The organism is Aminipila luticellarii, assembly GCF_004103735.1.
Classification (GTDB): domain Bacteria; phylum Bacillota; class Clostridia; order Peptostreptococcales; family Anaerovoracaceae; genus Aminipila; species Aminipila luticellarii.
In genome coordinates, this window is the sequence record NZ_CP035281.1 from 649,140 (window position 1) to 673,459 (window position 24,320).

Consider the following 24,320-nt stretch of genomic DNA (forward strand, 5'->3'; position numbering starts at 1 on the left):
AGGTCAAAGCCCTCCTTTATGCTGTAGTGAAGTGCCCCTGCGCACGGGAGCCACTCTGAATGAGGTTATAGAGTTCCTGGGAAATCTTGCGGATATCCTCTTCGCTGCGAATAACCATCTGCTGAATGGTGATAAGCGCACCGTAGCCCATGCCGCCAATGCCGGAAGCGGTATCGTTGCGGTTGACCGTGCCGTTAACAGTGAAGTCTGTCGGCAGTGCGGTGGTCATATCATCAGCCAAGCTGTGCATCACATCGTTGATGTCAGAACTCATGCTTTCAGCAGCGGCAACGGCATCCTTGCCATTGTCGTTGATAGCACCGGCCAGACCTTCCACCAACATCTCACCAACCCAGCCCATTTCCTTGGACGGGGATGCGATACCGAAGAAGTCGCAGATGCCATCCCAGATGGAGGAAATCCATCCAGATACCTTGTTCCAGAGCCAGGATGCCAGGGACTGGATGCCCTGCCACAAGCCACGGACAAGGTTGCCGCCGACCTCGGCAAGCTGCGATACGCCCTTACCGAAGGCAGAGACCAGACCCGCAAGGATCTGTGGTACAGCCTTTACGATTTCAACGATGATGGTCGGCAGGTTTTTAATCAGAGAGATAAACAGCGTTACACCCGCCTGCACGATCTGGGGAATGCTGTTTATAAGGGCATTGACCACAGAACCGATGATTTCCGGGATAGCCGCCACAATGGTGGTGATGATCTCCGGCAGAGCCTGTACCAAAGAAATCAGCAGGTCGATACCCGCCTGGATGATAAGCGGAATGCTGTCCAAAACAGCGGTGATGATGCCGTCAATGATCTGCGGGATAGCTTCCACCACGGCGACGATAATGTCCGGCAATGCTGCCACCAAAGAGGTCAGAAGCTGAATGCCCGCTTCGATGATTTGGGGAATTGCGCCGAGAATGAACTCAACAATCGCTGTAATAATGGAAGGCAGTGCTTCAATCAGTGTAGGAATTGCGGCAAGCAAACCCTCTGCCAGTCCCATAATCAGTTGCAGGGCGGCATCGAGGATCATAGGAAGGTTGGAAATCAGCCCCTCCACGATGGTGATGATTGCCTGCACTGCGGCGGGGATAAGCTGCGGAAGTGCCGAGCCGATACCCTCTACCAGAGAAACGATGATCTGAACGGCGGCATCCACCAGAAGCGGAAGGTTCTCGATCAGCGTGTTCACAATGGTCATCACCGCTTCAATGACTGCCGGGACCAGTTGTGGTATCATCGTCAGCAGCGTAGTTAGTACCTGGGAGAACAGATCGACCACGGTGTCCAGTAAGGTCGGAAGCAGATCACCCACAGTCGCAAGCAGTGCATTCAGCGCCGTTGGCAGAGCCGAGATGATATTCTCGATAACCGGGGTAATGTTGGTCAGCACATCCTGGAAGGCATCCACCACATTGTTGCAAAGCTGCTCAATGTCAGCATCCGCATTACCGAAGCCCACGATAAGGTTGTCGATAGCCGCCTTCATGGCGTTCATGGAGCCTTCAATGGTGTGTTCCGCTTCCGCAGCGGTAGCACCGGCAACACCCATGCTCTCTTGAATGACGTGGATTGCTTCAACTACATCGGCGTAGGAACTGATATCGTACTCAATGCCGGAAATCGCCTGTGCATCAGCAAGCAGCCGTTCCATTTCGGTCTTGGTGCCGCCGTAGCCGAGTTTCAGGTTATCAAGCATCGTGTAATTCTGCTTGGCAAAGCCCTGGTACGCGTTTTGGATGAGTCCGATGTCCGTACCCATCTTATTGGCGTTATCCGCCATGTCGGTGATCGCCATGTCCGCATACTTGACTGCCGCCTCCGTATCACCGCCCAGAGAGGAAATCAGCGATGCAGAGAAGGATGTGACTGTGGACATATAGTCATTGGCCGACATACCCGCAGTTTTATATGCGTTATTGGCGTACTCCTGCAGGGATGCGGAGGAGTCTTTGAACAGGGTGTCAATACCACCGACAAGCTGTTCATACTCACCGTAGGCTTCCACCACAGCTTTGCCCAGGGACACAGCGGCCGCTGCGGCAGCAGTTACCACCGCACCCATCGCAATGCCCACCGTTTTCAGAGTGCCGCCCAATTTGGAGAATTTCCCCTCGGAGTCATCGGCGGCATCTCCGGCATCGTCCAGGGCGGCATTGTTGCGGTCGAGTTCCCGCTCCATGTCGTTCAGCGCAGCGGTGGCGTTATTAAGCTGAATCTGCCATTGCTGCGTTCTGCGGTCATTTTCACCGAAAGACTCGGAGGCGTTGGCAAGTGCCTGACGCAAGGTCTCGATTTTCTGCTTCTGGGCTTCGATTTCCTTGTTCAGCACCTGGTTCCGGGCAGTGAGGGCTTCCACGGAATTGTCGTTTTTATCGAACTGCGATTGAACGACCTTCATTTCCGAGCCGAGGACTTTGAAGGACTGGTTGATTTCCGACAGAGCCTTCTTGAACTCCTTTTCGCCCTCAAGACCGATTTTCAAGCCAAAATCATCTGCCATCTATACCACCTCCTTCATCAGATTCCGTCCGGGATAATGTCATCGATGAACAGTTCCCGCTTGGGCTTGGCAAGCCCGTTATATTGCTTGTGGCACTCCCAAAGGTCCAGGAGTAAACCAAACGGCATCAACCACACCTCATCCTGCGACAGATGGAGGTGGGCGATGCCGTAATATAAAAGTCGAGTAAATAACTCTTCGTCACTTACTCGACCGCCGCGTTTTTTTGGTCAGACTCGCTTTCTACATTTCGCTTGGTGCCCTTATACAGAGCCTCGGTGATAGCCGCCTTGTAGGTTGCCAGATCCACGGGTGTGGTGAGCAGTTCCACCATCTCCTCGGTGAGCAGTTCCTTGGGGGCATCCTTATGCTTGAGGTTGTGAACCAGAATGGACTGGTTCGCCAGAAGCGTGATGAGCCACACGATCTCGCCAATGGCCATCTCGAAGTTCTCGGACTTCATCAGCTTATCGCCCAGATTCTCCAAACCGCCGTAACGACCGGCGATGTCCTTGGTGGCCTTGGTTGTCAGAAGCAGCGTATACTCATCGCCGCCGATGTTGATATTTGCAGAGCGTTCAGTAGTCATAGGTCAGTCCTCCTTATTCAGCTGCAGCAGTGGTATAAGAAGGCTCGTACACTTCCTTATACCAGTTGGTGATGGTGTCAGCGGTTACAGCGGAATCACCCTCGGTGACCTCTGCCTTCCAGGGATGCTTGCCATTGCCATCCACCTTATTGCGACGGAGAATGGTGCCCTCGATGGTAGGAGTGCTGAAGGTGATGCTGTCGCCCTTGGTAGCAAGGTTCGTGGCGGGGATACCGAACTTCACACGGTACAGCCAGTAATACTTGTACTTGCCGTTGGATTTTTTTGCACGGAAGCCAACAGCCACGGGATCACCGCCGTCCTCACTGGTAGAGACCACAACACCGTTCGCATCAATGGTTGCGCCGGTCAGGTCGGAAGCAACAGATGCACCAACATCGTCCACGCCCAGGGACAGAGTGCCGTTTTTGAACTCCTTTACGATTTCTGCCGCACCATCATCTGCGTAGAGCGTAGCCTCGGCCAGTTCCACGGAGAGATCGGCATTCATTGCCTTTGCCAGTTGCACCGGGGTCGCATAGGTTTCGTTGCCATTCTCGTCCTCGGTGATTTTGGCGTAATACAGTTTATCAAGACCGATAGTAGCCATGATTTATTCCTCCATTTCATAGTGTTTGGCTACATCCACCGCATAGTGGTGATAGCCTGTTTCGGTTTCATAACCGATGTATCTGCGGTCGGTTATGGTAAAATCAGCGCCCAGAAGCGTTTTTACAATGGCGTTTTTATCTGCCATGTAGTTGCCCTGGACATAAAGAGATAGTCGAGCCTCCTGCACATCAATGCCGGGAGCGTTATCTGCATGGAGGTCGAAAGTGTCAGCGATGGGAACCACCACGATGTACTTCGCAGGGGCAGCATCGGTGAACACGCCTGTCTCGATGGGAATGCCCAAAACAGAAAGTGCCGTCTGGATATCTGCCAGTACACTCATAATTTTCTGACCTCCTCTTCAAATTTCTGCTGCATCGCAGCCTTGCAAGCAGACCGTGACGCGGATTTCGCAGGCTTCAGAAAGGGCTTTGCAGGCTGACCGTGCTTGCCGTACTCCAGGATGTTTGCAAGTTTTTCGTTACTGCCGCCATCACTGCGCGGTTCGGCAAAGCCGACCTTGACATTGTGGTTGCCGTCCTTATCGGTCTTGGCAGGGGTCAGACCCAGAGCCGTTTCCAATTCACCTGTGGAGCGGGATTCGTATTTTGTGCCGGAACCCACCACAGCGGAAAGGTTGCTCTGTACCTTCTGCAGGACAACTTCGCCGCCTGCCTTCAGTACGCTTTCGGCAACGGTATCAAAGTCCTTTCCCAGACGGGACATCCTTTCCAGAAATTCATCCGGCATTTTGATATCAACCTTTGCCAACGGTAGCCACCACCTTTTTGGCGAGGACTTCCGTGTACATACCGCGTCCCTTCACGTCCTCGACCGAAGTCACCTCGAACCGCTCACCATCCGTAACGATGATGTGGTCGGTAGTGATGCCCAGACCGGGGATGCACCGGAAGCGGAACAGATCGGTGGCTTCGGAGAAAGCGGCGAGGTTTGCCCACCGCTGACTGCCGTGCCGTCCCTCTCTGTAAACACGGACAGAAGCGAGGACTTCATCCACCGTAGCAGTGAAGCCCTCGCTGTCCTTGACCTTTTTTGTGATAATGATGTCGGCAAAGCCATTCATTTTTCCGAAACTCATGGTCACACCTTCCATTCCCGGTCGAGCCGAAGCAGAAGGTTGACTGTGTTCCAGACCTGCTGACCCGCTTGTACATTGTCAGCAAAAAAACCGCCCGTGCTGCCGTCCCTGGATTCGTAAAAGTGGGATGACAGCATAATAACCGCCTGCTCGGTAGTGGGCGGCATATCCTTTTCGCTGTAGGTGCCTGCGGGAATATGCTGATAGCTTTCTGCGTATGAAACAGCGGCGGTGATGTAGCCCTTCAGCAATGCATCATCCGCCGCATGGTCGAGAATCAGATTCTGTTTTACTTTTTCAAGCAAAGCATCCATCACCGCCACCTCCATTCATTACGCAGTCGCCATCTTGAGCAGCTTGACCGCTTCGGGGAGAATCAGCTTGCCGTCCACGCGCTCCTTGGCAACGAAGCCAACCATGCCGTTACCGGCGAAGAGTTCCTTCAGTTCCGCAAAGGAACGAGTGCCGCGGTCACCGATGTTGTAGTAGTTGTAGTCACCGAAAGCGATGGCAGGCATACCTGCGGTGATTGCGGGGAAATAAGGAGAGGTGTGAACCTCGTAGCCCAGGAGTCTGCCAGGTTCGCCTGCCTGCACGGAATCCTGCCACAGGTAGCGACCGTTCTTGTCAGTCAGCTTGCGGATCGCTGCCAGAGTCTGGTCATTGCAGATGAACTTGGCATTCTTGCGGTAGGGGCGCTTGAGGGAGTACACCAGGTCGATGAGTTCATCGGCAGTGATCTCGGTAGCAGATGCGGCAGTCACGCCGATCTGTGCGCCACCCTCATCGGCAAGCAGACCCAAAGGCTGACCAACGCCGGTACCATTGAGGAAGGCATCCTCTTCAGCATTGGCCAGAGCCTTTGCAAACTGACGAAGGATGTACTTCTCCAACTGGAATGCGTTGTCGTAGAGCAGTTCCTCGGTGACCTTCACGGCAACATGGAGCTTATGGGCATCCAGATTGATCTGGGCAAACTTTGCATCGCCCCAGGTGAGTTCCTCGCCCTCATCGATCCACGCAGCCGCAGGCTTGGTGGCAGCGATGTTGATCTTGCGCTCGCCACTGGTAGTGATGGTGTGACCCAGCTTGCGGAAGATGTTCTCTTCCTCCAGAGCCTCGATCAGACGGGAATCATACTCTTCGGGAACCAGGTAGCCACCGTCAGCGTCAATGCCCTCCTGGAGAACATTGCTGACCTGGCGGAAGTTGGTACGGAGAGCCTTGAGCATACCGTCCTTATAGGCATCGGAAGCACGGCCGGTCTTGGGTTTCTGGTCATTCACAGAAGTGCCGTTCATAGGCTTTTCGGTGATGGGAGTAGAAGTGGGCTTGGAAAGCTGTGCGTCCATAGCAGACATAGCTTCCATACGCTCGATTTCAGCACCGTAGTCCTGAACCTTCTTTTCCATCTGGGCATAGGTCTTGGCATCCTCATCGGAAAGCAGACCGTCACTGTTGCGCTTGGTCTCTACAAAAGCCTTTGCAGCTTCCCAAGCCTGGTTACGCTTTGCGCGCAGTTCGTTGATAGTCATAATAAATTACCTCCAGTTTTTGATAAGATTGAGCCGATCCAAAAGGTCATCGGCCCTGTGTTGGTGGGTGTGTTTGGGTTCAATCGCGCACTTGGCAGCGATTTTGTCCATGAGGGAATTGACCACATTGGCCTTGGAATACAGCATGGAGACTGTGGGTGCTTCCATATCTTCGGTATCGCCGGAACGCTTGATGACCTCATCAGCAAAGCCGAGTTCCACGGCCTTGTTTGCGTCCATCCAGGTTTCGGCATCCATAAGGTGGGACAGCTTTGCGCGGGACAGCCCGGTCTTGATCTCGTAGGCATTAATGATGGAATCCTTCACACTGCCGAGCATTTCAATGGCTTTCTGCATTTCCGCAGAGTCACCGAAAGCAATGGTCATGGGGTTATGGATCATCATCATGGATACCGGGGACATCAGAACCTTGGTGCCTGCCATAGCGATAACGGATGCTGCGGAGGCAGCGATGCCGTCAATCTTGACCGTGACGTTGCCTTTGTAATCCATCAGCATATTGTAGATTTGGGCTGCCGCCACGCAGTCACCGCCGGGGCTGTTGATCCAGACGGTAATGTCGCCGGAGCCTGCCATCAACTCGTCCTTGAAAAGCTGTGGGGTGACGTCATCGTCAAACCAACTTTCCTCGGCGATGGTACCGTTGAGAAACAGAGTCCTCTCCGCCGGAGCCGTCTCCGTCTGTGCTTGGTTCTTCCACTTCCAGAACTTCTTCATCGGGATTTTCCTCCTTTCCGTCATCAGTAGGTGTATTTGCAAAAGCCCCGGCATTTTTCAGCGGGAGCATATTGCCGTTAATGAGGTACAGGTCGCCGCCTTCTTCCGCAGGGATGCGGTCGAGGTTTTCCAGTTCACGGATGTCATTTGCGGACATCCAACCGTTCTGGCGACCGATGGCATAGCCGTTCATACGGCTCTGGTAATCGCCACGGAGCAGACCTTCCAGATTGAACTTCACAAAATACTCTGCCTTTTCGCCTTGGGACAGGAGCGCCCTCTGAATGGACTGCTCCCAACGGACAACCCAGGGGTCGAGGGTGTACTTCACAAACTCAAGGGACTGCTGCTCAATATTAGAAAAGCTCGACTTTTCCAGATCACCGACCATGTGGGGCGGGACACGGAAAATTCGAGCAATTTCATTGATTTGGAATTTGCGGGTCTCAAGGAACTGTGCCTGCTCCGGCGAGATGCCGATAGGCGTGTATTTCATGCCTTCCTCAAGAACAGCGATTTTATTTGCGTTTCCGCTGCCGCCGAAGGTGGACTGCCAACTTTCACGCACACGCTGCGGATCTTTGATGGTGCCAGGATGTTCCAACACACCGCCGGGAGCTGCGCCATTTGCAAAGAACTTGGCACCGTACTCCTCGCAGGCAATTGCCATGCCGATGGCGTTCTTTGCCATAGCAATGGGACTGTAGCCTACCAGACCGTCAAAGCCCAAGCCTGGGATATGCAGCACATCCGAAGGCTGAAGCGTTACCGCAAAATCCTTATTTTTAATGGCTTCATCCGAGCCACGATAATAGGTGTAATACAGACGGCCGTTTTCATCTCTGTCCACGGACATCTTGTTTGGCATCAGCGGATACAGTGCGATGACTTCACCCTTGCCGTTGCGGATGACCTGTGCGTAGGCATTGCCCCACAGAAGCAGATGAGTCATGAGTGTCTCTCGGAACACGAAAGAACTCATTTCCGGGTTCGGCTCATCATGGAGCAGACGGTACAGCGGATGATCGAGGGCTTTTTCTTTGCCACCGCCATCGGTGTATTTATAGAGGTGCAGCGGAAGTCCCGCCACAGCTTCTGCCAGAATGCGGACACAGGAGTACACAGCGGTCATCTGCATGGCGGACCGCTCTGTTACGGTTTTGCCTGCGGTAGTCCCGCCCATGTAAAAAGCATAGGCGCTTCCCGCAGTTCGGTTTTCAGGCTTGTCTCTGGATTTGAACAGACCAGAAAAGATACCCATATCACATCACTCCCTTCAGATAAACAAAATGCCCCGGTCATCGTAGACCGAAGCACTGGAGTCGTTGCCGCAGCGGATCGCACGGTCGAGAGCCATAATGGTGGCGACTGCGCCGTCAATCTTTTCTGTGGATTTTTCCTTGTCCGGCTTGATGTTGCCGGCGGGATCGGTGCGGATGAAGATGTTATCCATCATCCATCGGAGAACAGGATGCCCGCCGTGGGCGACCTTTTCTTCAAGCACCAGTTTCATCAGTTCTTTGGTGGGCGGGGACATATCCTTGAAGCCCTGTCCGAAAGGGACCACCGTGAAGCCCATACCCTCAAGGTTCTGCACCATCTGGACAGCGCCCCAACGGTCGAAGGCAATCTCACGGATGTTGTAGCGTTCACCCAGGCGCTCGATGAATTTTTCGATGTAACCATAGTGAACGACATTGCCCTCGGTGGTCTGCAGGAAGCCCTGCCGCTCCCACACATCATACGGCACATGGTCGCGCCGGACACGCAGGTCGAGGTTGTCTTCGGGTATCCAGAAATACGGTAGGATAATGTATTTATCATCATCGTATTCAGGTGGGAACACCAGAACCAGTGCGGTGATGTCTGTGGTGGAGGACAAATCCAATCCGCCGTAGCAGACGCGCCCCTCAAGGTCATCCTCGGAGGTAGCAAAGGCACATTTATCCCATCTGTCCATCGGCATCCAACGGACTGCCTGCTTGACCCACTGGTTTAAGCGGAGTTGCCGGAAAGCGTTCTCCTCGCCGGGGTTCTGTTTAGCAGACTCGCAGGCATCACGCACCTTGTCGATACCCACTGTAATGCCCAGGGAGGGGTTTGCCTTCTTCCAGGTTTCCGGGTCCGTCCAGTCATCGCTTTCATCCGCGCCATAGATAACTGGATAAAAAGTGTGGTCGATTTTGCGACCCTCGATGATATCTTTGGCTTTCTGGTGGATCTCATAGCAGATGGACTTGGTATCATTTCCGGCTGTGGTAATAAGGAAATACAGCGGCTGCATACGGGCATCGCCGGAGCCCTTGGTCATAACATCAAACAGTTTTCTGTTCGGCTGTGTGTGCAACTCATCGAATACAACGCCGTGGGTGTTGAAGCCGTGCTTGTTGCCGACATCAGCGGAAAGCACCTGGTAGATACTGCCTGTGGGCAGATAAATCAGACGCTTCTGGGAATCAAGGATTTTGACCCGCTTTGCCAGAGCCGGACACATACGCACCATGTCGGCGGCGACATTGAAAACGATGGATGCCTGCTGTCGGTCAGCGGCGCAGCCGTAAACCTCGGCGCGTTCCTCACCGTCACCGCAGGTCAGCAGAAGCGCAACAGCGGCAGCCAACTCGGACTTGCCCTGTTTCTTGGGGATTTCGATATATGCAGTATTAAACTGGCGGTAGCCGTTGGGCTTCAGTGTTCCGAAAATGTCTCGGATGATCTGTTCCTGCCAGTCGATCAGTTCAAAGGGCTTTCTTGCCCAGGTACCTTTTGTGTGACAAAGGCATTCAATAAAACCGACCGCATAGTCAGCGGCATCCTTATCGTAGTAGGAGCCTTCGGACATGAAGCGGGTCGGTTTGTATTTCTTCAGCTTTCTGATATGCGGTCACCTCCTTCAAATGAGCATAAAAAATAGCCGCCACCGTCATCGGTGCGACTTTCCGTATACGAGGAACAGAGCCTCTCGGCTCCATCCCAGGGCTGTGATGTAGATTGACTTCTTGGTGGGGATCGGTGGCTTGCCTGTGGTCAGCCATGCCAACCAACACTGTTCGCAGGTGACCAGGTCGCAGGCAACCGAGCCGCCTTCTTCAAAGGGCGGGTGGCCCTTGCTGATGATCTCTGCGATTTCTCCGGCAGTGGTGTCCAGTGCCTTAATAATTTCCAGTCCAGTCTTTGCCATAATGATTTCCTCCTTGCGTTTACTTAACCTGTGCCATGCACCAGGCAATAGCGTGGCCGTTGTCTTTGAACCGCTCATCGGTCTTTCCCCAGGGTGCGAGTCTGCACTCGATGTCGCCAAGCCCGGTCTCATCGGGAGTTTCAACGAACTCGTAAATCTCTGCCGTAAAACCGCCTTTCCAGTGGCAGTCCGTAACAAAGACCTTGTCGCCGAACTGAATGACCGCGCCGTAGCTTGCGGAAACCTTCATCTGCAGCCGTTCCATTGTTGTGAATTCCATGTTGTTTTCCTCCGTTTTTTCTGTGTTTTCCCTTTCGGTGTGACACATATTACCTCTGAAAGCACATAATATCCAGGGGTTTTGCGATAATAAACTACACAATTATTCAGCCGTTCTTGCGGGGTGAAATTGTGTAGTTTATGACTCGCCCGTGAGGATGAAATTCACATATTCGGAGCGATGCTCCTCAAGGAAAATCACCAGTTCATAGAACCGCATTTCATTGGCGATGTACTGCACCATCGGAACATCAAACATATTGGTACGGCCAGTCTTGCGGACTGCGAGGATCTGTTCTCTGATTTTATCGGTCATCGGTATTCGCCACCTTTCGACAAACATCGACACCGTAGGCTACATTCAAGCCAGAGCCAGTATCCCAGGCAACCATAATGCTGCCAATATCATCAACTCCGATCACGGTGCCTTTTGTACCGACGGGCGGAGCCTGCGGATCGTCCATCTGCACCAGTTCCACCCGAGTACCCTTTGGGTAACGCTCACGGAGGGCTTGTAAGGCATCTCTGGAGATTACTCGCATACTTCTACCTCCTTGGGCTGACCGCTTCTAAAGGCAGAACTGCCCGCCAGGTTGCGGAGAAGGATTTTGCGTTCGGTCTTGAACTCTGCGCCGATGAAGCCCAGGCGGAGAAGGAAGCAGCGGAATGCATACTTGTCATTGTCCGTTTCCTTTTCCTTTGCCACCACTCGCTTTGCGTTCCGTGCCATTTCGCACAGCTTGCAAATGAAAGTGTCATAGGCTTTCAGTTCCTCTGGAGTAGGCACTGCCGGAAACCAGGGGAAGGAAACTTTTTCGTCCGTGACCTCAATTGGAAGGGCTTCCACACCCAGAGCCTTTTTGATGAGGTTTCCCTTGGCTGCGATGAGTGCCTTGAGGTTTTCCATGCTGCTGTCGGTGAAAAGGCTGCGGGGCATGGAAATGCAGATGCCGCAGGCTTCGTCCGTTTCTTCATCTTCGTCGGCATCGTCTGCGATGCAGTCTGCCAGAGGGTCTTCAGCCTGGAATCCCTTCTCGCGCAGGAAGCGGATGAGCGGTGCGGCGGTGCTGTTGTCCTCGATGGTGACCTTGCCGTCCACACTGACGGTGAAACCGCCAATCTGGTAGGCAAAGCCGGGTGCGCCGAGGTATTTGGCTTTTTCGCCGGTGTGTTCAGCAATGGCTGCGACCAGTTGCTTGCGGTCAGAACCGCTGACGTTGTAGTTGATAATCATAATGTGTGACCTCCTTTAAATTTGGTAGTCACATATTCGCTCTAAAACCGAATAATAGCAAGGCCTATAACCACAGAATAGTGTCAAATTATCAGCCCTCGGATTGTGTACAGTACACGATGCCGGACAGCACAAAAACCACGCAAGGAAGTGCGACACCGTTGCCCCACATTTTATATTCTGCGGCATCCGAATGGGGGTCGCGCAGCCACTTGGCAATCTGCTTCAGTGACTTGGGCTTTGTGGAACTGCCCACAATCCTGCGATGGGTTTCAAACACATCATACCAATAACGGATATCCTCCATCGTAGGTTCGGCAACGCCCAGACCATCGCACCACCAGTCCGGGAATCCCTGCAGTTTGGCACACTCTGTAGGAGTGAGCCTGCGGACAGTGTACCCACTCTGAATAGCACCGGGGCCTTTGGCAACGAGGGTGGGCTGAAGTTCCTCTTCGAAGGTAGGAGCAAACTTGGCATTCTTGCCCTGGTTGAAAGTGTCTCTGCCGATGCCATAGCAAACGGCGGTGGGGTCTTTATAATCACGGGCAAGCACCGTGGGAGCCTTATCCTCGGCAACTTGGGTGAAGCTGCCGGTGGTCATAGCATAGACGGCATGGCGGTCGACTGTATTGAGGGTGAAGCTGACATCTTCATTGATGCCGTCACCCTGGGGGCCATTCTTGTCATCGCGACCGATCATAGAACCCTGGATAGCGTAACTCTCCACAACAGCAATGCCGCCTTGGTTACATCCGGGGTTGCCACCGTTGCCATCAAGAGTGCGGGAGGTTTCAGCTTCATAGATTCCGCTGTGAGGATTGTCCGACTTCATAGCATTGCTTTCTTTGGAGCAAATGCCATAAGCCTTCGGTTCAAACAATGTCTGGTCGTTGTTACAGGAAAGTGTGGCGGATTTTTCTGTCTGGATGAGAGGCCCCTTGCCGCCACCTTCACAGCCGGAGCGGATCTTCATAACAAGAGGCACATTGTTGCCGCCTGTCCCCATACGGGAGGTGAGAGTCTGAACCTTGCCGTCCTCGGCAATTTTCACTCTGCTGTCGGTCGGATGGTTTTCCAAGGCGACTGCTGCGGGAACAACACCCGCTCGGAGCGTGGGCGAGGTCTCTTCTTTATAGCCGATGCTGCGACTCTTGGCAGAATGCTCGGTGCAGAACCCTGCGGACTCCAGAACGCACGGAGGGTGGTGGGCTTCAGCACGGAGCGTGGCGGTTACATCATCCGTCACATCCATACGCTGACCGCCCTGGTCATTTAAGCAGAGGCTTGCTGTTCCAGTGCGATCCGCAGTACTTCCGGCAGTTCTTTGCCACGAGCGGAAGCCCTCCGCAGAATACCCTGACAGGCCTTCGGACTTAAAAAGTATGTCGAAGGCACGCCCACCTGCAAAATCTGCGACAAGGTAGATGCGTTTTCTTCGTTGGGGAACTCCCCAGAATTGAGCGTCAAGAACTCTGTAAGCAACGCTCCATCCGTCTCCCATGTAGCAGTCGGCATAGGGCCATCGGTTTTTCTCAGGCATAGGCACCTGGGTGTTCGGCTCTGCGACGTCGATGACCGCTTCGAGGACTGCCTTGAAGTCTTCACCGCCGTTTGAGGAGAAGGCGCCGGGGACATTCTCCCACACGATGTATCTTGGATATTTGCCATTAGTGGCACACCTCATTTCCTTAATGATGCGGATGGCTTGGTAGAACAGCACGGACTGCTGTCCTTCCAGTCCGGCTCTGCGACCGGCAACAGACATATCCGTGCAAGGTGAGCCGAAGGTGATAATGTCCACGGGTTCGATCTTCCCACCATCCATCTGGGAGATGTCACCGTAATGTTTCATAAAGGGCAGTCGCTTGGTAGTGACCCGAATAGGAAACGGCTCGATCTCCGATGCCCACACAGGTGTGATGCCTGAAATCAAGCCGCCCAACGGAAAACCACCGGAACCGTCAAAGAGACTGCCCAGGGTCAAATTATTCATGTTGTACCTCCACTTCGGAGTATTTGTAGGTCAGCCCATCACGCTGAACGGTCACACCGTCCGACCCACCAACCTGCTCGATGTACCGTTTCACGATTACATCGCAGAACTTTTCGTCCAGTTCCACGGTGTAGCAGATTCGGTCGGTCTGCTCACAGGCAATAAGCGTAGAGCCGGAACCGCCGAAGGGGTCAAGCACCACGCTGTTGCTCATGGAAGAATTCATAATGGGATATGCCAGGAGCGGGATCGGTTTCATGGTAGGATGGTCGCCATTCTTCTTGGGCTTATCAAATTCCCAGATGGTGGTTTCCTTCCTGCCGGTGTACCACTGATGCTTGCCGTTTTTCTTCCATCCGTACAGACAGGGTTCGTGCTGCCACTGGTAAGGAGAGCGTCCCAGCACAAGGGACTGCTTTTTCCAGATGCAACAGCCGGACAAATAAAAACCCGCATCGGCAAATGCCCTGCGGAAGTTCAGTCCCTCGGTATCTGCGTGGAACACATAGATGGAAGCATCGTCCGCCATCGCGGAGTGCATCTGCGTGTACGCATCCAGAAGGAAGTTATAAAAGGCTTCGTCAGCCATGTTGTCATTTTTGATTTTGCCTGCGCTGCCTTCGTAGTTGACATTGTACGGAGGGTCGGTGATGACCAGGTTGGCTTTGGTGCCACCCATCAGAAGGTCATAGGTTTCGGCCTTGGTGCTGTCACCGCAGATCAGACGGTGGCGACCGAGCGTCCAGACGTCACCGGGCTTGGTCATGGTGGGCTGTGCCAGTTCTGCGCCTACATCGAAATCATCATCTTTGACGCCGTCCTTGAGGGTGTCCTTAAACAGAGCATCGATCTCGGCAGGTTCAAAACCAGTAAGGGACACATCGAAGTCAGCACCCTGCAAATCTGCAATGAGCAGAGCCAACTTGTCCTTGTCCCAATCGCCGCTGATTTTATTGAGAGCAATATTGAGGGCTTTTTCCTTTTCCTCATCCATTGCCACCACAACGCAGTCTACTTCGGTCATGCCCATATCCATCAGCACCTTCAGACGCTGATGACCGCCAACCACACGGCCGGTGGTCTGATTCCAAATGACGGGTTCCACATAGCCGAACTGCTCAATGGAGCGTTTCAGTTTTTCATATTCCGCATCTCCGGGCTTGAGGTCTTTGCGAGGGTTGTAGTCGGCAGGCAGAAGGTCTGCCGTGTTCTTTTTCTCAATAATCATACAAGACCCCACTCGGCAAATGCCTCAAAGCCACCAACGGACTTGATGTAGGCTCTTGCCGTTTCCACGATTTCCTCGTAGGGAATGCCACCGACAGTCTCATCACCGATGGCGCAGCAGAACTGAACAGGCTTGCCGGTCTCCTGGGCCTTGAGCCAAGCGTAGATATTCACGCTGACGTCAGCCTTGGAGAGGTCTTTGCCGTGGAGACCACCGCCAGTTACGGAGTCGGCCATATCGCTGCCCAACTTGCGGTTGGTAGCACCAGTATCCACATCCGTGCCGCCGGTCCAGTCACCGAGCGGATTGATTTCTGCGGCGGGATAGATTTCACGGAGATGGTCAGCCTTTGCGTTGCTCTGGCAGATGATGACCCTGCCGTTGTCGATGATGTACTTGCCATCAAAGGGGTAGGCATTGTAGATGTCAGTGGCAACGCTCACCAGTTCCTTCTGCTCGGCAGTCACAGGCACACCCTTGAAGATACCGTTGTCACCGCAGCGGATAGCACCACTCTGATTTCGGGAAAGGTGGACATCCTGGGGAACTTCGGAGTAATCAACATTGAGGAAGCCTGCGATGCGGTGAACGGCGGCAGTCACATCATCAATAGAAAGCTGCACGGAAGTCTCTGCGATGATATGGCAGGTTCCGTGACCGATGAGAACCTCCACTGCGATGCGCGGGTTTCTCTCGGATTTATATGCCAGGTCGACGAGCGCCCCGGCAATGCGGTCGGCAATCTTATCGGGATGTGCCGGATTTACTTTTTCAAACATAATCAACCGTTTCCTTTCCTTGCTCGAAGCAATCGTTCCATTACATCATCCTGGGGATTTGCACCGTTATATTCGCCGGTGCAGTTCTCACGGACGATCTGGTAAATTTCCGACCACAGGCGGTTTGCCTGGGTCATGTATGTGTTTGCGATAGCCACATAGGGTGACTGGATCGCTGCACCCGTGGTAGGGTGCTTTGCCAGAAAGCCCAACTCACTGGTGAGGGACTCACACTGAATCCATCTGGCGCTTGCCATAGCGAAGCGTTCAATTAGCTGCGGAGAAATGATGGCGGCGCATCCACGGTCGGACAGCCATCTCCATACATTTTCATAAATCTTGGCAGCACAGAGTGTAGAGCCGTCTTTCTGTTTTGCGGAAAGGAACTCGGAGGGCTTGGGCATTGGCTGCCCCTCCAGATCAGCCGCGCTGTCTTTGAAATCAATTACAGTCAGCGGTCGCTTGCCAGGGTTACCATCCGCAATCTTGTCCGCAATCGGCTTTTTCGGTCTGCCGCCGGAGCCGGGTTTTGGTCCTCTCTGACCCATATTTTCACACCTCCTTCATGCCGGGGTCTATTCCCCCGAAAACTTATGCGATTTTCCACACGGACCCCCAGGCCCGTTGCACGGGATAAAGGTCCCAGAGATTTGACCGCCCCTACCGGGTCACGAATTGTGCCAACGATCACCACGCTCGGCATGGATTCTGGCGTGGCAGGACTTGCAAAGGGCAATCAAATTATCTCTTGCGTGAGTGCCGCCCTCGGACAAAGGCACTTTGTGGTGGACTTCCTCGGTCGCAACCAGTCTGCCTTCCTTCTGGCACACCTCACACAAAGGATGCTGCTGCACATAGCTGTCACGGATACGCTTCCAAGCCCGTCCGTATCTACGGCGTACAGCAGGATCTCTGTCGTACTTCTCGTAGCGTTTGGCTTCTGCCTTTGCGTGTTCCTCACAGAACCTGCCGTCAGTTAGCTTGGGACAGCCGGGGTAAGAACACGGACGCTTCGGTTTCTTCGGCATCGTTTCACCTCCTTGGGGCATACAAAAAGCCCCACGGGATTGCTCCCATGAGGCTCTCTGTGCAGTCTTTCATGATACTATTATACAACGCCGTAACGGAAAAAGCGTCCACGATATTACTCATCACTTGCCATACAGAAGCAAGGCCAGATGCTGAACCGCACGGTTCTTTTTGTTGTATGCCGAAGAACGCTCAATGTTGAAGTGGTCGCAGATGTCATAGACGGCATCGGTCTGACGCTCGTCCTCGTTCCAGTAGAAGGTCTGCAGGACATAGCGTTCATCCTCGGACAGTGCCATCCACGCCGGTTTGAACCAGTCCATGTACTCAACAGCCTGTCTGTACCGCTCCTTCAGCACATCGATTTCATCAATGGCTGCGATGATGCGGTTTTCGTTTGCCTGCGGATTATGGGGACCTTTCGGCATATCCGAGAGGACGGGACTGCCAACAGAGGACATTCTGTCATGGACGGTATCGATTTCCTCATCGGTGTGGTCAATGATGTACTGCATACTGCCATAATCCTTCAGTGCATTGATGGCAGCGCCGCGTTTATCCAAATAGTGCCAGATAATATTCATATTCGTACCTCCGAAATGTTGTAATCCTCGGATTGGCACGGATTTTCATAGGTTGACTCAGATTTTCAAGTCCGCTTTTACGGCATCGATCAGTGCCGTTTGGGTATGCTCCTTCTGGGAGAGGGCTTTCATGATGCGGTTGTCGATGGTGCCCTTTGTAACGATGTGCTGAACCACCACGGTTTCAGAAGTCTGACCCTGTCGCCACAGACGGGCTACCGTCTGCTGATACAGTTCCAAACTCCAAGTCAGCCCAAACCACACAAGCGTGGAACCGCCGGATTGGAGGTTCAGACCGTGTCCTGCGGATGCCGGGTGGATCAGCGCCACCGGGATTTCACCGTTATTCCATCTGCGGATACTGTCGGAGTCATCCAGTCGGGAAAACGGGATATGCAGTTTTTTCAGCCGCTCGGATATACGGGTAAGGTCATGCTTGAACCAGTAGGCCACCAGAATAGGCTTGCCGTTTGCTGCTTCAATGATATCCTCCAAAGCATCCAACTTGCGGTCATGGATTTGGATAACCTCACCGTTATCATCATAAATCGCACCGTTCGCCATCTGCGACAGCTTGCCGGAGAGGGACGCTGCGTTGGCGGCTGTGATTTCACCATCCTCCAGAGTCAGCACCAGTTCCTGCTTCAGTTCTGCGTAATGTTTCTGCTCATCCTCGGAAAGCTGAACCGTGTATTCGCTGTTTATCAGTTCCGGCATCTGCAGGTGGTCGGTGGACTTCATGGAAATGGTGATGTCGGAAATCTGCCTGTAGATGGCATCCTCTGCATACGGCAGCGGTTTGTAGGTGTAGATGATCTGTCCGTTGCGTTTATCCGGCATGAAATAGTCGGTGCGGTACTTGGTGATGAAACGCCCCAATCGCTGGCCCATGTCCAGGATGCGGAACTCTGCCCACAGATCCATCAGACCGTTGGAGGCGGGAGTGCCGGTCAGTCCAACAATGCGGCTGACTCTGGGTCTGACCTTCAGGATGGACTTGAACCGCTTTGTGTTGTGGTTTTTGAAGGAGGACAGTTCGTCAATCACGATCATATCGAAGGTGAACGGGATGCCGCTTTCCTCCACAAGCCACTGGACATTTTCACGGTTGATGATATAAATATCGGCAGGTCGCATCAGGGCAGCTTTGCGTTCTGCCTCTGTGCCGACAGCCACGGAGCAGATGAGGTTCTGGAGGTGATCCCACTTATCGACTTCAGCCGTCCATGTATCCCGTGCCACACGCAGCGGTGCAATCACCAGAACCCGATGAACCTCGAAACTGTCAAACAGAAGGTTGCTGATAGCCGTGAGGGTGATGCTCGTTTTGCCGAGACCCATATCCAGAAAGACGGTAGCGATGGGATGGGTCTCGATGTAGTCGATGGCATAAGCCTGGTAGTCATGCGGTGCGTATCTCATCAAGAATCCCTCCGATCTGCTCTTCGTTATCCAGGACATAGACCCTGAACCCCAACCTCCGCAAGAGTGCGTGGCGGGAGGTCTGCAATGCCCGTGGCTTTTTCCCTGGGGCCTTTACTTCCACAAAAGCCATACAGCCACCGGGCAAAAGAACGATTCTGTCCGGCATCCCATCAAATCCGGGAGAAACGAACTTCGGACAGATGCCGCCCTGCTTTTTTACCATCAGCGTTAATTTTTGCTCGATTGCTTTTTCTCTCATAATGCTTTCTCCATACGTTTTTCTGGCCATGTGCAAGGTGTATCAATGTCATTTACTAAACTCTTTCTTATGGTTTTTTCTTGAATTTTTCCCTTAAGAGACTTTTTGTATTTGACCTTGATACACCTTGTCATAGTCCCGGTTAATTCAGAAAATTCTCAAAGTCACCGTCATCTGTTTTCAGCTTCAAACCCTTAAAATAACGCTTGCGGTTCAGCACTAAACGCTCAAACCCGGCGTTTTCCAGGGCAAGGTAGAAATCAGCAGTGTTACGCACATACTCGTTGCAGTCAATGCAGTAGTTGCGGTATGCCTGGTAGAGGGTACTGGAACTTTCCTTCAGACCGTCACCGACCTCGCACTTTTCAGCCAGGAAGTTGCCGAACCAGTCATTCTGGCTGCGGTAGTCATCAATGGCTTTCTGCACGATAGCGGGAACAGGAAATTTGTAGCCCAGGTCAATGACCTTCTTGGCACCTTCGATGATCCAGGCAAGAATGCTCTCGGCAGCGTTCTGATACAGGTAGTCACCGTAATTTTTGATGTCGCTCTTGCCCTCAATCTTGGCATTGAACGGGATAACGATAAGGCGGCGCCAGGTACCGTCATCAGAGGCGCTGACCCTGGGAAGGTGGTTAGTGTACAGCACCAGACTGTGGCTCGGAGAGAAGCTGAAGGGGTCCTTGTACTTCTTTTCCGCAAAAATGTCATCCACGGAGCAGAGCTGCTTCACGGTGGAATCGTTCAGCCGAGCGCCTTCCTGCATCTCGGCGGCAATGAGCAGACGCTTGCCCTTGACCTCGGCCATCTCCGGCTTCACATTACGGCGGCATCCGAAGGTCAGCGTGTCGGCAGAGATATTGCCGCTGTAAAGACCCAGGACACGGGACACGGAGTTCCAGAAGGTGGACTTACCATTACGACCGCAGCCGTATGCGATGATGAGGGCTTCAACCTCGACCTTGCCAACGGCGGCGAGACCGCAGATCATCTGCACATAGTCGATGAGTTCCTGGTCACCACAGAAAATGGTGTTCAGGCAGTCAAGCCAGATCTGCTTGCCACGGTCGCCAGGAGAAACGGTGGTAGTCTTGGTGATAAAGTCCTCCGGGGAATGCTCCCTTGCACCTGCCATACCAAGGCGGAGATCATAAGTGGCATCCGGGGTACAAAGCAAGTAAGGGTTGGCATCCAAGTCCTGCGGGGTGATCTCAAGCATGGGACGGGACTCCTTCAGCGTGGCAGTGATGTTCTTGGATGCACGGCGCTGAATGACATAGGACTGATATGCCTTTGCAGCGAGGAATGCTTTATAGGCTTCCATCTGCTCCTCGCTCATCATGCCCTCGGCTTTGGCTTTGCTGTTGTTTTTCATGATTTCCTGCGCACCGCAAGACTTCAGCGCAGCAAGAGCAGTCAGCATATCGGAAGATGCCTCTGCAAGCTGACGGCGGGTTAGTTCGTGAGCAACAGCCTGTGCGCCGGGTTCGGTTTCCTGCCAGTACCGGCCGTTGTAACGGATGTAGTGGGTTGCCGGAGAATAACGCAGTTCTCCAGAGAAGTGCTTTGCCAGAACCTCGGCCTGCCCCACATCGGAGAAATCGTCCGGTTTATAGGATGTATCATCGTTGTATAATTCAGGCGGAACATATCCGTCCTGCTGTTGCACCTTGGCATAGAATTTCTGGGCGCTGTGCCAGATGGTCATCAGTTCCTGCTGTTCCAGCGGAGGGGTGCATTTATCTGCCTCTTCCATAAAGCAGTTGAATGCTTCTTCGCTGTCACCGTATTTCTTGATGACGCGACCGGCAAAACGGGACATGGTGGCATTACGGCTACCTTCGGGAATGACTTGTGTGCCGCCGTGGGAACCACCGGGCATATCAGCATCGAAGTCCTCTGTGGACAGATACTCGCTTAAGGTCATCTCGCCGGGGTATAGTTCCACTTCCGGGTTCGCCGTTCCGAAAAAGAACCGGGCGGCATCCAGAGCCTTGGTATCGAAATACGGGAAAATGGTGTTGACCAGTTTCTTCATTTCGCTGTAGGCAGCAGCGTCCGTCATGTATTCAATGGGAAACAGGACATGGAACTTGGGACGGGCGGGTTTGCCGTTTTTCTCACGCATATTAAAGCGGCTGTAATGAACGGCGAAGGTAATGCCAGGAAACGCTACCTGGACATCTGCCGGAGTGACCCAATCGGCAGGGTTTTCGGAGTGGTCATTGTCACAGTCCACGGGCAGACAGTCCGAGCCGAGGAAATTATCACAGTTGCGGTAATTGTTCATGTACTCGGCGCAGACATAGTCGCGGCTGACCGCTTCCGCAAAACAGGCAGGATCGGTCACCTCGACTTTATGGGGATAGGAGCAGTTGCTTGGGGCATTGATTAAATCCGCACTATACAGGGTGAACATCAGTCATGCACCCCCTTGGCACCGTCCTCCAGGGCCTTGGTGATGAACTTGAGCGCACGGATCATAGTCTCCAGTTCACAGTCACCGCCGAGGAACAGTTCAAAACCCTCATCACCGTCTCGCCCCAAAGGGTTGATGCGGATATCGGTAGAACCCATATCCTCAATGCGGATGTAGGCGCGGCTGCCGTGACCACTGTCGCCACCCTGGAATCCGTTGGTGCCTGCTTCGACTTCCAGGACATTTGCGCTGTAAATTTCTCTGGTGTAGGTGGTGATTTCCTTACCGTACACTTTTCTGGTTCCTTCAGTTATTGCAAACATGGTGTACCTCCTCGCAGGTTTCAGTAAAATAGCGCAAGCGGTAATTCTTCCACTTGGCACGGTTGATCTCTGCTTTCATTCCGGCAGAGATGCGGCTGCCGAACACCCAGACTTCGGAGCATTTGCTCATGAGAGCATTGCCGAAGAACAGACCAAGCTGCCGTTCCTTGGGGTTGGCATCATTCAAAAATTGGGGAAACAGCAAATGCGGCGCAATGGGGATGTAGCCCTTTTCCACCGCAAAGCGGCTGTATTCCTGGGCGGCCTTGACGTTCTTCTCAATCTCTCCGGCATAGGGAGAGCAGATATACACGATAGGCCGAAAGGCACGAAGCGCCCGTTCCTCTTTTTCTACGGTGGACATGGCTTCGTATGCGGTTGGGTCGTAATAACCTTCGCTGTTGAATTTATCTACACTCATGCAGGACTCCTTTCACGATGGGCTTCACCGCCATCTCTACTACCCACTGGAGGTGAAGCCCCGTTTTGAACACAAAAGCATCAATCTTTTTTATAAAAATCTGTTTCGTAGCCGTCGGCACGGAGCAACAGTCCCTTCGCCCAGGGCGGGGTTCTGCCCATCTGGTCACAGACTGCTTGCAGAGACATCCTGCGATCCGCCTCGATGACAACTTCATCGTGGATATGCATCACAATGGAACAGCAGCGGAGGGTGTTCATTGCATAGCAAAGAATGTCACGGGCGGTTGCCTGGACAATGTTCTCCACGAACTTGGGACCGTAACTGTCGAGCCGCTCCCATTTCTTTGTGCCGCCGACGCCTTCGTAGGTGATACAATCGCCACCGAACTTATTAGTGCCGACCTTGGGTTTTACATAGGAAAGCTGTCTGCCGGACGGAAGCGTGATAAAAAGCATCCCGCTCTTGCAGGAGAACTCAATGCCGTGGGTTTCGTTGGTGTGCTTGTAGCGGACAGCCTCCATTGCCGCACGGTCAACATCCCACCACAGCTTTGTGATATTGGGATTGGCCTGCCGCCACGCATCTACCAGAGGCGGCAGTTCTTCTTCGGTCAGCCCCATCTCCAAAGCACCCATGGCCTTCAGCGCACCGACTGATCCGCCGTAGCCGAGTGCCAGTTCCGCAATTTTGCCTTTCTGCCGGAGATGGCCGTTGATTCCGTGCTTTTCCACGGGAACACCGAACATCTGGGATGCAGACGCACAGTAGATGTCCTTACCCTCTGCAAAGACCTTCTGCCGCCATTCTTCTCCGGCAAGCCATGCAATAACACGGGCTTCAATAGCCGAGAAGTCGGCAACAATGAATTTGCGGTCATCCTGGGGAACAAATGCGGTGCGTATCAGCTGGGACAGTGTATCCGGCACATCTTCGTAGAGCATTTCCAGAGCGTCGAAATCGCCGCAGCGGACAAGTCCACGGGCTTCTGCCAGATCCACCAAATGGTTCTGGGGCAGATTCTGCATCTGAATGATGCGACCTGCCCATCGACCTGTGCGGTTGGCACCATAGAACTGGAACATCCCTCTGGCACGACCATCCGCACAGACAGCAGTCTCCATTGCCTGGTACTTCTTCACCGAGGACTTGGCAAGCTGCTGACGGAGTGTCAGAACTTTCTGTAATTTCGGCGGCGCAGTCTTTAGCATTTCAGCCACAGCCTTTTTGCCGAGGGCGTCAGTCTCCATGCCGTTGTCCGAAAGCCACTGCTTCATTTGCTGCACAGAATTGGGGTTCTCCAGAGCCGTCAGTTCCTTCATTGCCTGGGTCAGTTCGGAGCGGGATCTGCCATCCATCTGAATAGCCTGCCGCACCAGTTCCATATCCAGGGCAACACCACGGTCGTTGATTTCCTGGTCGATGTGGTATTCATCCCATACACTGTCCGGTACGGGATATTTGGCAAGCCGAGCCTGGATGGAAATCTCGGTTTCTACATCTCGGATGTTATATTTTTTGAAAGCCAACCACTTGTCTGGGGCATGAGCCGGAAGGTTACGGGTGCGCTGGCCGTTGGACTTGGTAGGCGCACAAGGCTGACAGAAATATTTGATGAGGTCTTTGCCTTCGGTCAATTTTTGCTTTTCAAGTCCAAGCACCGAACCGACACCTTCCAGAGAAAGCGGCAGTCCCATTGTTGCTGCCCACACCATAGAACACTTCCAGGAGTCTGGCGCAAGGTAATCTCCAGAGGGGTATCCCAAATGCCGGGACAGACAGATGCGTTCAAAGTTAGCATTGAAGGCCCACTTGGTTACGGAATCGTCCTCCAAAGCGGCAACTATGTCGGTGGGGATCTGTTCTCCGCAGGCAAGGTCGACCAGTTGCACGGGACCGCCGTCCGTGCTGTAGGAAAACAGCAGTATTTCAAAATATGAGGACTCTACATAGCGGTACACGCCAGTTTTTGCAAGGGGCTGATCGCTGTAGGTCTCGATATCGATTGAGAGAGTTTTCATATTATTGTCCTTTCAACGGGAATAAGGGCGGCAGAGACTGATCCCCGCCGCCCCGTT

Annotated in this window: 28 protein-coding genes; all 28 read right to left on the bottom strand. The window is 53.3% G+C overall.

Going from position 1 to position 24,320, the window contains the following annotated elements; genetic code table 11:
* Window positions 1–16: 16 nt before the first annotated feature.
* Entirely contained in the window at window positions 17–2,512 is a 2,496-nt protein-coding gene (locus EQM06_RS03000; RefSeq protein WP_128744933.1) for a phage tail protein, read from the bottom strand.
* Between the two features lie 205 nt (window positions 2,513–2,717).
* A complete protein-coding gene (locus EQM06_RS03005; protein WP_128744934.1) occupies window positions 2,718–3,101 on the bottom strand; it encodes a hypothetical protein in 384 nt (127 codons plus the stop codon).
* 13 nt (window positions 3,102–3,114) lie between these two features.
* Entirely contained in the window at window positions 3,115–3,711 is a 597-nt protein-coding gene (locus tag EQM06_RS03010) for a major tail protein (protein ID WP_069193836.1), read from the bottom strand.
* A gap of 3 nt (window positions 3,712–3,714) precedes the next feature.
* Window positions 3,715–4,056 carry a hypothetical protein gene (locus EQM06_RS03015; protein WP_069193837.1) on the bottom strand — a complete coding sequence of 114 codons (342 nt, stop codon included), beginning with the start codon at window positions 4,054–4,056 and terminating at the stop codon, window positions 3,715–3,717.
* The gene (locus EQM06_RS03020) at window positions 4,053–4,484 is read right to left on the bottom strand and encodes an HK97-gp10 family putative phage morphogenesis protein (RefSeq protein ID WP_128744935.1); all 432 of its coding nucleotides are present in this window, start codon (window positions 4,482–4,484) and stop codon (window positions 4,053–4,055) included. Before EQM06_RS03020 ends, EQM06_RS03015 begins: the two co-directional genes overlap by 4 nt.
* Window positions 4,471–4,812, bottom strand: coding sequence for a head-tail adaptor protein (locus EQM06_RS03025; protein ID WP_128744936.1), 342 nt, complete (start codon window positions 4,810–4,812; stop codon window positions 4,471–4,473). Before EQM06_RS03025 ends, EQM06_RS03020 begins: the two co-directional genes overlap by 14 nt.
* Before the next feature lie 2 nt (window positions 4,813–4,814).
* A complete protein-coding gene (locus EQM06_RS03030; protein WP_069193840.1) occupies window positions 4,815–5,126 on the bottom strand; it encodes a head-tail connector protein in 312 nt (103 codons plus the stop codon).
* 18 nt (window positions 5,127–5,144) lie between these two features.
* Window positions 5,145–6,347, bottom strand: a complete 1,203-nt coding sequence (locus EQM06_RS03035) for a phage major capsid protein (RefSeq protein ID WP_128744937.1) — start codon at window positions 6,345–6,347, stop codon at window positions 5,145–5,147.
* Window positions 6,348–6,353: 6 nt separating this feature from the next.
* Window positions 6,354–7,085 (bottom strand): head maturation protease, ClpP-related, encoded by a 732-nt coding sequence (locus EQM06_RS03040; protein ID WP_128744938.1) that lies wholly within the window; start codon window positions 7,083–7,085, stop codon window positions 6,354–6,356.
* Complete coding sequence (locus EQM06_RS03045) at window positions 6,982–8,346, bottom strand: phage portal protein (protein ID WP_128744939.1); 1,365 nt, start codon at window positions 8,344–8,346, stop codon at window positions 6,982–6,984. The genes EQM06_RS03040 and EQM06_RS03045 overlap by 104 nt, the downstream gene beginning before the upstream one ends.
* 15 nt (window positions 8,347–8,361) lie before the next feature.
* Entirely contained in the window at window positions 8,362–9,927 is a 1,566-nt protein-coding gene (locus EQM06_RS03050) for a terminase large subunit (protein WP_128744940.1), read from the bottom strand.
* Between the two features lie 81 nt (window positions 9,928–10,008).
* Window positions 10,009–10,314 carry a hypothetical protein gene (locus EQM06_RS03055; protein WP_128744941.1) on the bottom strand — a complete coding sequence of 102 codons (306 nt, stop codon included), beginning with the start codon at window positions 10,312–10,314 and terminating at the stop codon, window positions 10,009–10,011.
* Window positions 10,286–10,594, bottom strand: coding sequence for an Nmad4 family putative nucleotide modification protein (locus tag EQM06_RS03060; RefSeq protein ID WP_230975005.1), 309 nt, complete (start codon window positions 10,592–10,594; stop codon window positions 10,286–10,288). The genes EQM06_RS03055 and EQM06_RS03060 overlap by 29 nt, the downstream gene beginning before the upstream one ends.
* Window positions 10,595–10,684: 90 nt before the next feature.
* Window positions 10,685–10,861 (bottom strand): DUF5049 domain-containing protein, encoded by a 177-nt coding sequence (locus EQM06_RS03065; protein WP_128744942.1) that lies wholly within the window; start codon window positions 10,859–10,861, stop codon window positions 10,685–10,687.
* Entirely contained in the window at window positions 10,851–11,087 is a 237-nt protein-coding gene (locus tag EQM06_RS03070) for a DUF4314 domain-containing protein (RefSeq protein WP_128744943.1), read from the bottom strand. The genes EQM06_RS03065 and EQM06_RS03070 overlap by 11 nt, the downstream gene beginning before the upstream one ends.
* Window positions 11,078–11,779 carry a virulence protein gene (locus tag EQM06_RS03075; RefSeq protein WP_128744944.1) on the bottom strand — a complete coding sequence of 234 codons (702 nt, stop codon included), beginning with the start codon at window positions 11,777–11,779 and terminating at the stop codon, window positions 11,078–11,080. Before EQM06_RS03075 ends, EQM06_RS03070 begins: the two co-directional genes overlap by 10 nt.
* A 91-nt stretch (window positions 11,780–11,870) precedes the next feature.
* Window positions 11,871–13,775, bottom strand: a complete 1,905-nt coding sequence (locus EQM06_RS03080; RefSeq protein ID WP_128744945.1) for a DNA cytosine methyltransferase — start codon at window positions 13,773–13,775, stop codon at window positions 11,871–11,873.
* Entirely contained in the window at window positions 13,768–15,003 is a 1,236-nt protein-coding gene (locus tag EQM06_RS03085) for a site-specific DNA-methyltransferase (protein ID WP_128744946.1), read from the bottom strand. The genes EQM06_RS03080 and EQM06_RS03085 overlap by 8 nt, the downstream gene beginning before the upstream one ends.
* Window positions 15,000–15,782: an S-adenosylmethionine synthetase N-terminal domain-containing protein gene (locus EQM06_RS03090; protein WP_128744947.1), complete on the bottom strand. Its 783-nt coding sequence runs from the start codon at window positions 15,780–15,782 to the stop codon at window positions 15,000–15,002. The genes EQM06_RS03085 and EQM06_RS03090 overlap by 4 nt, the downstream gene beginning before the upstream one ends.
* Window positions 15,783–15,784: 2 nt before the next feature.
* On the bottom strand, window positions 15,785–16,330 hold the full coding sequence (locus EQM06_RS03095) for a P27 family phage terminase small subunit (protein ID WP_128744948.1): 546 nt from the start codon (window positions 16,328–16,330) through the stop codon (window positions 15,785–15,787).
* Window positions 16,331–16,450: 120 nt separating this feature from the next.
* Window positions 16,451–16,831 (bottom strand): HNH endonuclease, encoded by a 381-nt coding sequence (locus EQM06_RS03100; RefSeq protein ID WP_330548358.1) that lies wholly within the window; start codon window positions 16,829–16,831, stop codon window positions 16,451–16,453.
* A gap of 102 nt (window positions 16,832–16,933) precedes the next feature.
* Entirely contained in the window at window positions 16,934–17,374 is a 441-nt protein-coding gene (locus EQM06_RS03105) for a hypothetical protein (RefSeq protein ID WP_330548359.1), read from the bottom strand.
* A gap of 78 nt (window positions 17,375–17,452) precedes the next feature.
* Entirely contained in the window at window positions 17,453–18,817 is a 1,365-nt protein-coding gene (locus EQM06_RS03110; RefSeq protein ID WP_128744950.1) for a DEAD/DEAH box helicase, read from the bottom strand.
* On the bottom strand, window positions 18,798–19,079 hold the full coding sequence (locus tag EQM06_RS03115; protein ID WP_128746776.1) for a VRR-NUC domain-containing protein: 282 nt from the start codon (window positions 19,077–19,079) through the stop codon (window positions 18,798–18,800). The genes EQM06_RS03110 and EQM06_RS03115 overlap by 20 nt, the downstream gene beginning before the upstream one ends.
* A gap of 142 nt (window positions 19,080–19,221) precedes the next feature.
* Window positions 19,222–21,498, bottom strand: coding sequence for a phage/plasmid primase, P4 family (locus EQM06_RS03120; RefSeq protein WP_128744951.1), 2,277 nt, complete (start codon window positions 21,496–21,498; stop codon window positions 19,222–19,224).
* Entirely contained in the window at window positions 21,498–21,821 is a 324-nt protein-coding gene (locus tag EQM06_RS03125) for a hypothetical protein (protein ID WP_128744952.1), read from the bottom strand. The genes EQM06_RS03120 and EQM06_RS03125 overlap by 1 nt, the downstream gene beginning before the upstream one ends.
* Window positions 21,805–22,242 (bottom strand): DUF7768 domain-containing protein, encoded by a 438-nt coding sequence (locus EQM06_RS03130; protein ID WP_128744953.1) that lies wholly within the window; start codon window positions 22,240–22,242, stop codon window positions 21,805–21,807. Before EQM06_RS03130 ends, EQM06_RS03125 begins: the two co-directional genes overlap by 17 nt.
* An 80-nt stretch (window positions 22,243–22,322) precedes the next feature.
* Window positions 22,323–24,263: a DNA polymerase gene (locus EQM06_RS03135; RefSeq protein ID WP_128744954.1), complete on the bottom strand. Its 1,941-nt coding sequence runs from the start codon at window positions 24,261–24,263 to the stop codon at window positions 22,323–22,325.
* Window positions 24,264–24,320: the final 57 nt, after the last annotated feature.